This is a genomic window from Paenibacillus sp. J22R232 (assembly GCF_056269165.1).
The window spans coordinates 141,822-155,878 of the sequence record NZ_JBWDNK010000014.1; the positions used below are offsets into that span (position 1 = coordinate 141,822).

General features: G+C 51.8%; 10 protein-coding genes. 8 read left to right on the forward strand and 2 right to left on the reverse strand.

Annotated elements, in window-relative coordinates; genetic code table 11:
- Window positions 1–547: 547 nt before the first annotated feature.
- Window positions 548–1,186 carry a hypothetical protein gene (locus AC0YN3_RS27410; protein ID WP_475778085.1) on the reverse strand — a complete coding sequence of 213 codons (639 nt, stop codon included), beginning with the start codon at window positions 1,184–1,186 and terminating at the stop codon, window positions 548–550.
- Window positions 1,187–1,342: 156 nt separating this feature from the next.
- Here AC0YN3_RS27410 and AC0YN3_RS27415 point away from each other — a divergent pair, with 156 nt between their 5' ends.
- Together AC0YN3_RS27415 and AC0YN3_RS27420 are read left to right on the forward strand one after the other, a co-directional pair.
- Window positions 1,343–2,389 (forward strand): LacI family DNA-binding transcriptional regulator, encoded by a 1,047-nt coding sequence (locus tag AC0YN3_RS27415; RefSeq protein ID WP_475778086.1) that lies wholly within the window; start codon window positions 1,343–1,345, stop codon window positions 2,387–2,389.
- Window positions 2,390–2,418: 29 nt separating this feature from the next.
- A complete protein-coding gene (locus AC0YN3_RS27420; RefSeq protein WP_475778087.1) occupies window positions 2,419–4,611 on the forward strand; it encodes an alpha-galactosidase in 2,193 nt (730 codons plus the stop codon).
- 229 nt (window positions 4,612–4,840) lie between these two features.
- On the opposite strand, the gene AC0YN3_RS27425 is transcribed toward AC0YN3_RS27420, so the two are convergent.
- On the reverse strand, window positions 4,841–5,140 hold the full coding sequence (locus AC0YN3_RS27425; RefSeq protein WP_475778088.1) for a hypothetical protein: 300 nt from the start codon (window positions 5,138–5,140) through the stop codon (window positions 4,841–4,843).
- A 421-nt stretch (window positions 5,141–5,561) separates the two neighbouring features.
- On the opposite strand from AC0YN3_RS27425, the gene AC0YN3_RS27430 reads away from it, so the two are divergent.
- The 6 genes from AC0YN3_RS27430 (at window position 5,562) to AC0YN3_RS27455 (ending at window position 13,725) form a co-directional block, all read left to right on the forward strand.
- The gene (locus tag AC0YN3_RS27430) at window positions 5,562–6,413 is read left to right on the forward strand and encodes an SDR family oxidoreductase (RefSeq protein ID WP_475778089.1); all 852 of its coding nucleotides are present in this window, start codon (window positions 5,562–5,564) and stop codon (window positions 6,411–6,413) included.
- 273 nt (window positions 6,414–6,686) lie between these two features.
- Window positions 6,687–8,081 carry an LLM class flavin-dependent oxidoreductase gene (locus tag AC0YN3_RS27435; RefSeq protein WP_475778090.1) on the forward strand — a complete coding sequence of 465 codons (1,395 nt, stop codon included), beginning with the start codon at window positions 6,687–6,689 and terminating at the stop codon, window positions 8,079–8,081.
- 29 nt (window positions 8,082–8,110) lie between these two features.
- Complete coding sequence (locus tag AC0YN3_RS27440) at window positions 8,111–9,781, forward strand: ABC transporter substrate-binding protein (RefSeq protein ID WP_475778091.1); 1,671 nt, start codon at window positions 8,111–8,113, stop codon at window positions 9,779–9,781.
- 60 nt (window positions 9,782–9,841) lie between these two features.
- Window positions 9,842–10,768 (forward strand): ABC transporter permease, encoded by a 927-nt coding sequence (locus AC0YN3_RS27445; protein ID WP_475778092.1) that lies wholly within the window; start codon window positions 9,842–9,844, stop codon window positions 10,766–10,768.
- 16 nt (window positions 10,769–10,784) lie between these two features.
- Window positions 10,785–11,678 carry an ABC transporter permease gene (locus AC0YN3_RS27450; RefSeq protein WP_475778093.1) on the forward strand — a complete coding sequence of 298 codons (894 nt, stop codon included), beginning with the start codon at window positions 10,785–10,787 and terminating at the stop codon, window positions 11,676–11,678.
- A 16-nt stretch (window positions 11,679–11,694) separates the two neighbouring features.
- Window positions 11,695–13,725: an ABC transporter ATP-binding protein gene (locus tag AC0YN3_RS27455; RefSeq protein WP_475778094.1), complete on the forward strand. Its 2,031-nt coding sequence runs from the start codon at window positions 11,695–11,697 to the stop codon at window positions 13,723–13,725.
- Window positions 13,726–14,057: the final 332 nt, after the last annotated feature.

A 14,057-nucleotide genomic window follows, 5' to 3' on the forward strand; every position in this document is an offset into this window, starting at 1 on the left:
GTAGCAGTGAGCATTGAAGGGTAGCTGTAAGCACCTATATGTTCTAACAGCAGCCAAGTAACCCTATTGAGTGAGCTGTTAGCACACAGGCGTTCTTATGGAGCCAGATTGGCGTAGTAGTGAGCATTGAAGGGTAGCTATAAGCACCTATATGTTCTAACAGCAGCCAAGTAACCCTATTGAGTGGACTGTAAGCGCACTTGTGTTCTTATGGAGCCAAATTAGCGTAGCAGCGAGCATTGAAGGGTAGCTCTGTAAGCACAATATGTTCTAACAGCAGCCAGGTAACCTTATAGAGTGAGCTGTAAAAACACATTTGTTCTTATGGAGCCAGATTGGCGTAGCAGTGAGATTGAAGGGTAGCTGTAAGCACCTATATGATCTAACAACAGCCAAGTAACCTTATTGAGTGAGCTGTAAGCACACATTTGTTCTTATGGAGCCACATTGGCGTAGCAGTGAGATTGAAGGGTGGCTGTAAGCGCCTATATGTTCTAACAGCAGCCAAGTAACCTTATTGAGTGAGCTGTAAGCACACATTTGTTCTTTAGGTTGTCCACTGGGAGTGGACAATAGCGCTTGCGTACCAAGACCCGTTCCATTCCTCGAGAACGAGAATGAGGCTTTCCCAATCCATGCCTTCATACTGGGAGTCAAAGCCGGTGAAGTGATAATCCATGACATAGCTTTCAGGAAATACCTCCTTGATATTGACCTTCATATTGCCGCTTCCAATGATCTGATCCGCGCCTACCTTCTCTGCATGGAGAAAGTCCTTGTCATATACGAACTTGTCATAATATTGCTTGAAGGTGAGATCAATAGGCTCTCCTGAGCCGTCATAGTCGCCAAAGCGGTAGACGGTTGGATCTGTCAGAGCAGGCAGCTCGGCGGCTGGAAATACTTTGGCTGAAGCCGTATCGATATAGGCGTAAGGAGAGAATAATAAGCCTTTATCTGGATGGATATAGGCTGCGAGGCTATCGAGGTTCTTCTCCTTGAGCGCCGAGAGGATTGCTGCTGCGGCTTCTTCTGGGGCTGCCGCCTGTGGCGGGTTTTGCTCGCTTGGCTTTGCGGCAGCACTCGCCTTTGGCGAGGGGGTAGGGCTATTGTGAACCGTTTGGTCCGCATTCATATTACACGCAGTTAACAGCATCAGAACACAGGTTATGACGAGTTTCTTCATAATACTATCCCTCCGTAATGGTTGATGGTTACCGTCGTATTACCCACTCAGACGTGAGTTTCCGTTAAAAGTTGCAGGATGCTTGTGGACTTCGCCGCTTTCTGTTAAACTGACATTGTTATTTAGTAAATTTATTAACTAAAAATGGAGCGTGGCATGGCGACGATAAAGGATATTGCGCAGGAGGCAGGCGTTTCAGCCGCTACGGTATCAAGGGTGTTGAACAATGATACAAGCCTCGCAGTCAGCGAGGAAACGCGGACTCGTATATTTAGCATTGCCGAGCAGCTGCAATATAAGCCGTCCAGGCTGCGAAGAATGAAAAAAGACGAACAGCTTTCCCGTCAGCAGATCGGCTTGCTGATGTGGTCAACGCTGGAGGATGAGCATGAGGACCCTTATTTCTCTTCCATCCGCAAAGGTATCGAAACGCGCTGCGAGGAGCTTGGCATCAGCATAATCAAGGTGCTTCGCGGCAACAGCAAGGTCGACATCCAGTCTGTCCATGAGCTCGACGGTTTGATCGTCGTTGGCTCGATTGACGACCATGATGTCAACCAGATCTACGGCAGCGCGAACCGGCTCGTCTTCGTCAATCATTCAGGAGAGCTGGATGATTATGATACGGTTAAGCTGCATTTCGAGCAAGCGACAAGAGCGGTTATCAAGCATCTCACTCAGCTCGGACATGAACGGATCGGCTACATCGGAGGCAGTGATTATGTCCATCGGTTGAGCCGTCAGTACGAAGCGGCAGAGGTTGAAGAGCCACGCCGGATTTTTTTCGAGCGGATCATGAGAGAGAGCGGCATTTACGAAGAAAGCTACGTGATGAAGTCCTATTGGTCATCGAACAGCGGGTACGAGGCCATGCATCGTTTGCTTCAGAGCGAATCGCGTCCAACCGCTTGCTTCGTAGCTAGTGATCCAATGGCAGTCGGCGCATTGCGGGCCTTGCATGAGCATGGTCTTCGCGTGCCTGAGGATATGGCTATCGTCGGCTTTGACGATATCGAAATCTCCGCTTATCTCAATCCGCCGCTTACGACAGTACGCGCACATACGGAGCATATGGGAAGATCTGCGGTACAGCTGCTGCTGGAGCGGATTGAAGGCAGGGAAGCAGCCGTTCATATGACGATCAATACGACGCTGATTGTCAGGGAAAGCTGCGGCAGCGCAAAGAGCGAGCATGGAAACTAGCATATACATTACTTGGGAGGTTATTGATTTTGACTATTCTGTATGATCAAGAGCGTTCATTGTTCCATTTGCAATCGAAGGATACTAGTTATGTGATTCATATAACCAAAGCAGGCTACCCGGCTCATATCTATTGGGGCAAAAAAGTTAGAAGCGTACAGCTGGAGCGCCTATTGGAGCTGAAAGAGAGGGCTTCCTTCACGCCGAGCACCGAGATTGACCAGCTGGAGCTGTCACTCGATACGCTTCCTCACGAATATCCGGCCTACGGCAATTCGGATTTCCGTATGCCTGCCTTTCAAGTCAAGCTTCCGAATGGAACGACGGTAACGGATCTTCGTTACGATTCTTACCGGATCGTTAACGGCAAGCCGGCACTGGAAGGATTGCCAGCAACGTACGCGGAGAGCGACGATGAAGCTCAAACGCTTGAAATTACGCTGAAGGACGAACTGATTGGACTATCCGTTATTTTATCTTACACGGTATTTGAACAATTCGATGCGATTGCCCGTTCGGCAAAAATCGTAAACAATGGGACTGGCGTACTCGAGCTTCAGCGCGCGTTCAGCCTTAGCCTTGATTTCGCGCATGACCGTTTCGAAATGCTTCAGCTATCCGGCGCATGGATTCGCGAACGCCATATTCACAAGCGCAAGCTTGAACCGGGCCTGCAATCCATTGAAAGCCGCAGAGGCTCGAGCAGCCATATGCAAAATCCGTTTGTTGCTTTGCTATCGGAAGGTTCAACGGAGGATCACGGCGATGTGTACGGAGTGAATCTTGTATATAGCGGCAACTTCACGGCAGGCGTCGAAGTGGATCAATTCCATGCTGCTCGCTTGTTTATCGGGATTAATCCCTTTGATTTCAACTGGAGACTTGAGCCAGGCGAACAATTCCAGACCCCAGAAGCGGTTATGGTCCACTCCGAGCATGGGCTCGGCGGAATGTCGCGCAGCTTCCATGACCTTTACCGTTCCCGCCTCATCCGCGGAACTTTCCGCGATCAGACGCGTCCGATTCTCGTGAACAACTGGGAAGCGACCTATTTCAATTTCAATGCGGACAAAATTGAAGATATCGCACGCGCGGGGCAAGAGCTCGGCATCGAGCTGTTCGTGCTTGATGACGGTTGGTTCGGCAAACGCGACAACGACGACACCTCGCTTGGGGATTGGTTCGTAGACCGCAACAAGCTTCCGAATGGGCTTGAGGATTTGGTTAGCCGCGTGAAACGGCTCGATATGCAGTTCGGCTTGTGGTTTGAGCCTGAGATGATTTCGCCCGTGAGCGAGCTTTACAAAGCGCATCCGGATTGGTGCTTGCACATTGAAGGCCGCAGACGGACGCAAGCGAGAAAGCAGCTTATTCTCGATCTCTCCCGCGAAGACGTTCAGCAATACATCGTGAAGTCCGTTTCAGACATTCTCTCAAGCGCGCCGATCACGTACGTGAAGTGGGATATGAACCGCAATATGACGGAAATCGGCTCAGCGCTGCTCCCGGCAGAGCGTCAACGCGAGACGGCTCACCGCTACATGCTCGGACTATACACGGTGTTAGAGCAGATTACTTCTGCTTTCCCGCATATTTTATTCGAGAGCTGCTCGGGCGGCGGAGGACGTTTCGATGCAGGCATGCTGTATTATATGCCGCAAACCTGGACGAGCGATAATTCAGATGCGGTATCCCGCCTTAAAATTCAATACGGAACAAGCATCGTTTATCCGGTAAGCGCGATGGGCGCGCATGTGTCCGCGGTGCCTAACCACCAGGTTGGACGCATCACTTCCCTTGAGACGAGAGGGAACGTGGCGCTCTCCGGCAACTTCGGCTATGAGCTGGATTTGACGCGCTTCACGGAGGAAGAGAAGGTAACGGTGAAGGAGCAGGTTGCGCTGTACAAGGATGTGCGCCATCTTGTGCAATTCGGCGATTTCTATCGCCTGCTTAGCCCGTTCGAGGGCAATGAGACGGCATGGATGTTCGTGTCCAAGGATAAGAGCGAAGCATTCGTTGTGTACGTATCCGTGCTTCAGGAGCCGAATCCGAAGCTGAACCGCCTGCGCCTGAAAGGCCTTGACCCGAATCGGGATTACAAGCTACACGGCGAAGAAACGGTATTCGGCGGCGATCAGCTCTTGTATGCCGGTCTTGCTGCACCGCAATTCTTCGGCGACTACGCGAGCAAGGTGTTCCGTTTAAATGCCGTAGAGTAATTGGCTGCTCTCTGAGAGCGCGCGAGGATATAAAGGACTATTTCTTGGGGCCGAATCCGGTCCTTGGGAATAGTCCTTTTTTGCAGGTAGGTTGCGGTCGCTTGTGTTTTCTTTGTGTGCGGCATTAACTGGCCAACGGTCATTCCGATTTCTCAATTGGAATCCAACATAAAAGGGCATCCAGCAACGAAATGGCTCGCCGCGGAATGCCCTTTCCCTTGTATGTACGTTAGTAGTTGCTCATCGCGCCCGATGCTGCCGCAGCAATAAGAATAATAGCAATAATCGCGTATATGACCAGCACGATAGCGGCCCAGATCAGGGAAGCCTTGAAATAATTTTTTTTCGTAGGATTGCCTTCTCCGAACGCCCAAACAAACATCATCACGATGTTAACGATCGGAATAATGAGAATGAGGGTTGTAATCATCCATTCTTTTACGGTAATAACGGGGGACATCGGCTGTTGCTGATCGTAGCCGTAGCCCTGTACCCCAGATTGTACGGGCGGTTTTTGAAATTGATCCATTGCTTTCGCTCCTTTGATTTCCTGTTGCTGTAACATTTTGTTCACAATTTATTATATATAAAATCCCTGTGTTTACAACCCTTAATTTAGAAAAAATATTATTTAATTTTTAAATATTGTATGGATTGTCCAATTTTATATGTATGAATTTAGCATGTTTTGTCGTATGTTAGAACGCGCTAGTAAACTATTAAACATTTATATTAAACATGAAACATTTTTTGATCCTCGCAATTACCGCCTACCCTTGATGCTGCGTCAAGGGTCATATTTTGTTCAAAGGGAATGACGAAACGGAAAGTTTGTCCGGCAGCAGCCAGGTGTGACAATGTAAGATCACTTAGCGTGTACATGCGTTATACTCTATTTAACAAACGATGAGGCAGTCATGAATCTACTAACCTATAGAGGGGGTCTTATAATGGCAGAAGACCGGCAATTATCCAATCGGCCCATTGCGCTTATAACGGGAGCTTCCAGCGGCTTCGGCCTGTTAACCTCGCTTCGCTTGGCGCAAGAAGGCTATCAAGTGATCGCGACGATGAGGGATATGGGCAAGAAAGGGAATCTGCTTGCTAAAGCGAAGGAGTATGGCGTCGCTGGGCATGTGGAACCGATGCAGCTTGATATTACCGATTCGGGGAACATTGCCGAAGCGGTGCAAGCCGTCATCAGCCGGTGGGGATATATCGATGTGCTTGTGAACAACGCTGGATACGCGGTGATGGGCGTCATTGAAGAGGTGCCTATGGCGGATTGGAGAGCACAGCTCGACACCAATTTTTTCGGAACGGTCGAGGTGACCAAAGCCGTACTGCCCCATATGCGTGTCCGCGGGAAGGGGAAAATCATCACGATAAGCAGCGGAGCCGGCATCATCGGATTTTCCAACACGGGACCTTATTCGGCATCCAAATTTGCGCTCGAGGGCTTTAGCGAGGCTTTGCGCCTGGAGCTGCTGCCATTCTCGATACCGGTTGTTCTCGTTCAGCCAGGCACCTACGATACAGGCATATCAGCCAAGCATGTTTTTCGCAGCCAGCCGAATTCTCCCTATCGCAGGATGATTGAGCGATTCAATCAATTCAACAGCAAATCGGAGAAGAACGCTCCGAATCCTATGCATGTGGCGAACACGGTGGTGCATATATGCGGAGCGCGGAACCCTAAGCTGCGCTATAGGTGCGGTACGGATGCCAGAATGATCTTTCTTATGAAAAAGCTGCTCCCATGGCGCGTCATCGAATGGGTGCTCCGCAAAGCGCTGCATTAATCCTTTCATGCAAGCACCTCTGCAAGGGGACGGCTCCGCCCGTTCCCTTGTTTGGCTATGCCTGCTTATCCCTGCAAACGCGCGCATTGAATTATTGTATCCTGCTATAGAATATATCTATTACGCTGCAGATTGACTGGCTTTGAGCGCGGATGATAGACTCTTCTCAACATAATACCGACAAAACCTATTTGAATTATTATGTATGGAATGGAGCGGGCAGGCAGCGCGTTTGCTTGTCGTCTCAATCACAAAACGAGGGGCGGATAAACGATGACGGAGCGTAAGAAATTAAGATTGGGCGCGGTACTTCACGGGGCTGGAGGCAATCTGGCAGGCTGGAGGCATCCGGATGCTGTAGCGGATGCAAGTGTGAATTTTCAATTTTATAAGCAGCAGGCGATAAAAGCGGAGGAAGGCAAGTTCGATTTTCTGTTCATAGCGGACGGATTGTTCATAAACGAGAAATCAAATCCCCACTTCTTGAACCGTTTTGAGCCGATTACGATTCTGTCAGCGCTAGGAGCCGTTACTTCAAACATCGGTTTAGTAGGAACGCTGTCAACCTCGTACAGTCAGCCCTTCACGGTATCCAGGCAATTCTCGTCTCTCGATCATATTAGCGGCGGGCGCGCCGGCTGGAACGTTGTGACATCTCCGCTGGAAGGCACCGCGCTCAACTACGGACTAACGCTTGAAGAGCACCCTGACCATAGCAAACGTTACCGAATCGCTTCTGAATATTTGAAGGTAGCTCGCGGCCTATGGGATTCGTGGGAGGAAGAAGCGTTTGTCCGCAACAAGGAAACAGGTCAATTTTTTGACGCGGATAAGCTGCACGCATTGAACCACGAAGGCGAATTTTTTGCGGTTAAAGGCCCGCTTAACATCGGACGGTCACGGCAGGGGCAGCCTGTCGTATTCCAAGCAGGCTCCTCGGAAAGCGGAAGGGATTTGGCAGGTGCTTCGGCCGATGCCGTATTTACGAATCACGAAACGTTGGAGGAGGCAAAGGCCTTCTATGAGGACGTGAAGCGAAGAGCTGCTGAGCATGGGCGATCACCGGACGAAATTCTTATATTCCCAGGTATCGGTGTCATTATCGGGCAGACGGAGGAGGAAGCGGAGCGCAAATACGAGGCGGTCGCAAACCTCATCAGCATCGATAATGCGCTGGATAATCTGGGCAGGTTTTTCGAGCACCATGATTTCAAGCAATATCCGCTAGACGAGGCGTTTCCCGATCTTGGGGAGCTGGGCAAAAACAGTTTCCAAAGCACGACGGACAAAATCAAGCGGGAAGCACGGGAGCAGAAGCTGACCTTGCGTCAAGTGGCTTTGCGCTCGGCAACCCCTAGGACGCCGTTCATCGGAACGCCGGAGCGGGTAGCTGATTTGATTCAAGAATGGTTCGAGAAGGGCGCGATCGACGGCTTTATCATAGGAGCGGGCGTACCGACGGGTCTTGATGAGTTCGTCGAGCACGTCATTCCGGTTCTTCAGCAGCGCGGCTTGTTCCGGGAACAATATGAGTCGGATACGCTGCGCGGCAATTTAGGACTCCCCATTCCGGCTAACCGATATACGGAGCAGCGAAGCAAGCAGGCAGGATCAGAAGAGCAAGCGGCGTCCGAAGCGGCGGCAGCTCAGGCAAGCGGAACGGTATAACCAAACAGGGAGAATGGGGAGAAATCGCAATGAAAAGAAAAAAAGCGGGCTTGAAATCGATTGTTGCTCTTATCGCTATAACGGCACTCGTACTGAGCGGATGCGCGGGCACGAATAAACCAGCAGGCAACACGAATGCTTCTGCGCCATCGGCTAATTCGGAGACCGCTGCGCCGGCAGCGCCCATTAAGGGAGGGGAGCTCTCCTATGCGCTTGCAACCTCGCCGGATACGCTTGATCCTCATCGCAGCGGCTTGGCGGTGGCAGTGCGCGCGATCCGGACGATCCATGACAATTTAGTCGCGCAGCTGCCAGACGGCACGATAGCGCCTTGGCTCGCCACGGAATGGGTAGTTTCGGAGGATGGCAAGAGCTACACCTTTAAGCTGCGGCAGGACGTCAAGTTTCATGATGGAACGCCATTCAATGCCGAGGCTGTGAAATTCAACTACGACCGCATTATTAATCCAGAGACGAAAGCCGCCAATTCGGTCGCTTTGATCAGACCTTATCAATCCTCTGAGATCATAGACGAATTTACAATCAAGCTCAATCTTGAAACGCCTTCGAATGCTTTTCTCGGCAATCTGAGCCAAGCGCTCGTCAGCATCGTATCTCCAGCGGCAGCGCAGAAGTACGGCGACCAGCTTGGCAAAAATCCGGTTGGTACGGGCCCGTTCAAATTCGTGAGCTGGGAAGAAAATTCGCAGATTACGGTAGAACGCAATCCTGATTATAAATGGGCGCCTCCTTTGGTAACCAATCAAGAAGCGCCGTATCTCGATAAATTAGTGTTCAAAATCGCGCCTGAGGAGGCAACTCGGATCGGCAGCGTGCAGAGCGGCCAGGTTCTAGCCGGCGAAACGATTCCTCCACAAAATATTCTCGCGTTAGAGAAGGACGAGAAGCTCCAATTGTACAAATCGAATACGCAGGGATTGCCGTATACCCTGTTCATTAACCAGAATAAGGCACCGTGGAACGAATTGAAGGCAAGGCAGGCGCTGCAAGCAGCTATTGATGTGGATGCCATTGTCAAAACATTATATCTGGGCACATATGATCGGGCGTGGTCGCCGCTTACCCCAGGGACCTTTGGGTATGACAAGTCGCTTGAAGGCGGCGTAAAGCCGGATCTAGACAAGGCAAACGCGCTGCTGGATGAACTCGGCTATGCGAAAGGCTCGGACGGCATTCGTACGAAGGATGGCAAACAGCTGACCCTGCACTATGTCGACGGTTCGCCGAACCGTGAGAAACGAAACGATATTGCGGCCATTATCCAGCAGCAATTAAAGCAAATCGGCGTCGCAGTCGAGGTTGAAATCACGAAGGATGTCCGTACGGTTGTTTTCGAGAATGCAGACTACGACATCTACGGGAATAGCCAAGTGAACTCCGATCCGGAGGCGCTTCGCTCCTTCTACCATTCCGGAGCTGCGAGCGTCGGAGGCAAACAGAATTTGCCTGCTTTCAAAAACGCGGAGGTTGACGGCTGGATTGATCAAGGCTTGATCGAAAAGGATGCTGCCAAGCGCCAAGAGCTGTATGCAAACGTACAGAAAGCGATTATTGATCAGGCGGTCATCATTCCGGTCTACGTATTCCCTTACACGATAGCGGCGTCCAAGTCGGTCCAAGGCATTAAGTTCGATTCGCTGGCGTACCCGCTGTTCAACGATACTTTCATTCAGAAGTAAGCTGCTGCTCTCATAAGAGCAACTTTACTCCAGCCGCAAATAACGTTCAGGAGGCCAGTGATGCTTAAGACGGTTAGTATTCGTTTGTTTACCTCCTTGCTCGTTATACTCGGCTCGCTCGTGCTCGTATTTGTTATCGTATACTTGCTGCCGGGCGATCCGGTCATGTCGATGGTTGATCCGAGCACCGTCTCGCCGGAGGTGCTCGCTAACCTTCGGGCGCAGCTTGGCGTGGATCGGCCGCTTTACGAGCAGTTTGCCTCTTATGCTTGGAAGGTGCTGCATGGCGATTTCGGCAAATCCATTGTAAATGACGAGCCGGTGCTGCCCAAAATCATCGAGCATTTGCCCGCAACGCTCGCTTTGACTGCAGCAAGCTGCTTCATTGCCGCAGCGGTCGGCATTTGGCTTGGCGTCTTGTCCGCCATACACAAAGACCGGTGGATCGATATTACGGCAAGGGTTGTCGGTTTGTTCGGCATTTCGATGCCGACGTTCTGGTCGGGCATTCTACTTATCCTTATTTTCTCCATTACGCTGGACTGGTTTCCCGCAATGGGCTCCGAGGGCTGGAAGACGCTCGTGCTTCCGGCTGTCGGACTCGGCATAGTCGGGGCCGGCTTTGTGGTCAGGCTCGTGCGAAACAGCATGCTGGAGGTCATTAACGAGCCGTTCATCGTGACGCTGCGGGCAAAGGGCGTATCGGAGAAGCTCGTTATGTACCGTCATGCGCTGCGCAATGCGTTGATTCCGGCATTGACGATGATCGGGGTGCTGAGCGGCGAGCTGTTGGCCGGAACGGTTGTGATCGAGACGGTATTTTCCCGGCAAGGCATCGGCAGAGTCATATCGGACGCGTTAATGTCCAAGGATTTGCCGGTCGTGCAAGGTGTCGTTTTTTTCTCGGCGATTATGTATGTCATGATCAATTTAATTGTGGATCTTTCTTATCGGATCATTGATCCGAGAGTCAGGCGTTCACAATAGCAAAGGAGAGTGCAGAATGAAGGAAACCGCGCTTACCAAGACGGCATGGCCCCGTTTTAGGGCCGCAAAGCGCCTCTCACCCAGCTACGCCAAGCTAAATATGTCCAATTTGCTCGTATATGGGGCTGGATTAATTGTCCTATTCATCGTCTTAAGCGCATTGTTCCCAGGGCAGATTGCCCCTTATTCGCCAACGGAGATGGTCATGACCGACATTATGCTGCCGCCTAGCTTTACGCATTTATTCGGCACCGATTATTACGGCCGCGACGTGTTCAGCGTTGTCGTATACGGCAGCCGCGATTCACTTTTGATCGGGCTGGCATCCGTTCTGGTCGGAGGCGTGCTCGGCGCCGCGATAGGCGCGTTGTCCGGCTTTCTCGGGGGTATTTTCGATACGGTTATTATGGGTTTTATCGAGGTTTTGATGACGATCCCGGGTATCTTGTTTGCCCTTGCCATTGCAGCCGCGATGGGACCTAGCTTATTCAATGTGGTGCTGGCGGTCGCATTATCCTCGGTACCGGGTTATGCCAGAGTATTTCGGGGCCAAATTATAAGCGTGAAGGGTAGGCCGTTCATAACGGCAGCAAGGTCGGTTGGAGCGGGCAGCCTGCGCATTTTTTTCCGGCATGTGCTTCCGAACGCTTGGTCGCCGCTGCTCGTTATGGCCACCATCGGACTAGGCACATCCATACTGGTTGGTTCCGGACTTAGCTTTCTGGGGCTAGGCGTTATCAAAGAAATTCCGGACTGGGGAACGCTCCTGTCGCAAGGCAGAGGTTATTTGACTGTCGCATGGTGGATGTCTACCTTTCCTGGCCTAGCGATTACACTGCTCGTATTATCCGTTAATCTGATGGGCGACAAGCTAAGGGACCATATCGATCCGAAGAAAAGCAGGGTTTAAGGAGGTGGCAAATACGTTGGAATCATTGCTTGAAATCGAGCGGCTCACGGTTAAGTTCGCAACGCCGAAGGGCTGGCTGACCGCAATCTCGGACGTCTCCCTCACGATGAAGCCGGGCGAGACGGTATGCCTGGTCGGAGAATCCGGCAGCGGCAAGACGATTACGTCCAAGTCGGTCATGCGGCTGATCGATTACGAGAACGGCGTTATTGCCAGCGGCGAGATGAAGCTGGATGGCATTGATCTGGCACGCTCTTCCCAAAATAACATGCGCACGCTGCGCGGCAAAAAAATTGCGATGATTTTCCAGGAGCCGATGTCGGCCTTCGATCCTGTATTCACAATCGGAAGCCAGATTATTGAAGTCATGCTCGGCCACAAGCTAGGCAATCGGGAAAAGGCGCGCGAGCGGGCTATTCATCTCCTTGCGCGCGTCGGCATACCCGAGCCGGAGCTTCGCATGAAGCAATACCCTGGCGAGCTGTCCGGCGGCATGCTGCAGCGGGCTATGATTGCGATGGCTCTCGCCTGCGGGCCCGAGCTTCTCATTGCGGATGAGCCGACAACCGCTCTCGATATGACCATTCAAGCGCAGATTTTGCAGCTGCTGCAGGAGCTGAAGACGGAGTTCAACATGTCGATCCTGCTCATTACGCATGATATGGGCATAGCGGCGGAAATGGCAGATCGCATTATCGTCATGTACGCGGGGCAGGTGGTGGAGCAAGCAACGGCAGCACAGCTGTTCGAGCTTCCTCATCACCCCTATACGCAGGGGCTGCTGCGTTCCGTAACGACGCTTGATAGCGAACGGGGCAGCAGGCTGTACTCTATCGATGGCAGTATTCCGAATTTGTTCGAGCTTCCCGCAGGCTGCCGCTTTCACCCGCGCTGTGCGCACGCCACGGACAAGTGCGCGAAGGAAAGCCCGCCGCTCTTATCCGTTAATCAACGTGAGGCAGCTTGCTGGTACGCCGAGCGGATAGCAGATAGCTGGGAAAAACCCATAACGCCGCAAACAAGCGCCATAGCGGCAGAGGAAAAGGAGGCGCCTGGCGCAGACCGCCTGGAAGGGGGCGCCATCACCCATTTGTTTGAGATCGAAGGCCTTCACAAATACTATCCGCTCGGCAAAAGCTTGCTTTCTCGTCACAATACCGTCATTCGCGCAGTAGATGACGTATCCTTTCAGATCCGAAAAGGAGAAACCTTCGGGCTTGTCGGAGAATCGGGCAGCGGCAAGTCGACGCTGGGTCGCGTCATTATGCAGCTGGAGAAGGCGACCTCAGGCAAGGTGCGGTTTGCGGGACAAAGCCTGACGGATATCCGTCCATCGGAGCTGCATGAAGCACGCAAGGATATGCAGATGATTTTCCAGGATCCATACGGCTCAATGAATCCGCGCTGGCGGGTAGGCGATATCATCGCGGAGCCGCTGGCTATCCATACCTCGCTAAGCGCGGCGGAGAAGAAGACGCGGATCGAGGAGCTTCTGGCCGTAGTCGGATTAAATCCGTCTTGGCATGAACGGTATCCGCATGAGTTTTCCGGCGGGCAGCGGCAGCGAATCGGCATTGCGAGAGCAATTGCGCTGAACCCGTCCTTCGTGCTTGCCGATGAGGCCGTTTCCGCGCTGGACGTGTCCGTTCAGGCACAAATCGTGAATTTAATGCAGGATTTGCAGCAAAATCTTGGACTCACGTATCTATTTATAGCGCATGGGCTGCATGTCGTGAGGCATATTTCGAACCGAATCGGCGTGATGTATTTGGGGCAGCTTGTCGAGATTGCAGACAGCGAGGAGCTGTTTACCCATCCGGCGCATCATTACACAAAAGCGCTAATCGCATCTATTCCTTGGCCTGATCCAAGCCGGAAACGTGAGATTCAAGCGATTAGCGGCGAGATTCCCTCGCCTGCCAAGCCCCCCTCGGGCTGCCGCTTTCATACGCGCTGCCCTGCGGCTACAGCCCTATGCAGGAGCGAGCCGCCAGAGCTGAAGGAAATCGAAAACGAACACTGGGTTGCCTGCCATTACCCAGCTTAAAGGCCGAGAGCCCCGATACGGGGCTGCTCGGCTTTTTGGATATATAAGCATTTATATGTTTCACATATAAATGTGCTTATCTATCTCCGCGAAACCACTGCTTTTGCCACAGAGGTAGGCTTCAGCCGTTTACGCTTGAAATATAGGAGAGTATAGCATTTCGCCCACTTTCTCTATATTTCTACGCGAAACGAAAGCTTGGCCGCCAGAGGATGGCTTCAGCCGTTTACGCTTGAAATATAGGAGAGTATAGCATTTCGCCCACTTTCTCTATATTTCTACGCGAAACGAAAGCTTGGCCGCCAGAGGTCGGCTTCAGCCGTTTACGCTTG

Bases quoted from the DNA above. Each gene is read 5' to 3' on its own strand.
- AC0YN3_RS27410 (WP_475778085.1), bottom strand. From the start codon at position 1,186: ATGAAGAAACTCGTCATAACCTGTGTTCTGATGCTGTTAACTGCGTGT.
- AC0YN3_RS27435 (WP_475778090.1), top strand. From the start codon at position 6,687: ATGACGGAGCGTAAGAAATTAAGATTGGGCGCGGTACTTCACGGGGCT.
- AC0YN3_RS27440 (WP_475778091.1), top strand. From the start codon at position 8,111: ATGAAAAGAAAAAAAGCGGGCTTGAAATCGATTGTTGCTCTTATCGCT.
- AC0YN3_RS27445 (WP_475778092.1), top strand. From the start codon at position 9,842: ATGCTTAAGACGGTTAGTATTCGTTTGTTTACCTCCTTGCTCGTTATA.
- AC0YN3_RS27450 (WP_475778093.1), top strand. From the start codon at position 10,785: ATGAAGGAAACCGCGCTTACCAAGACGGCATGGCCCCGTTTTAGGGCC.
- AC0YN3_RS27430 (WP_475778089.1), top strand. From the start codon at position 5,562: ATGGCAGAAGACCGGCAATTATCCAATCGGCCCATTGCGCTTATAACG.
- AC0YN3_RS27425 (WP_475778088.1), bottom strand. From the start codon at position 5,140: ATGGATCAATTTCAAAAACCGCCCGTACAATCTGGGGTACAGGGCTAC.
- AC0YN3_RS27415 (WP_475778086.1), top strand. From the start codon at position 1,343: ATGGCGACGATAAAGGATATTGCGCAGGAGGCAGGCGTTTCAGCCGCT.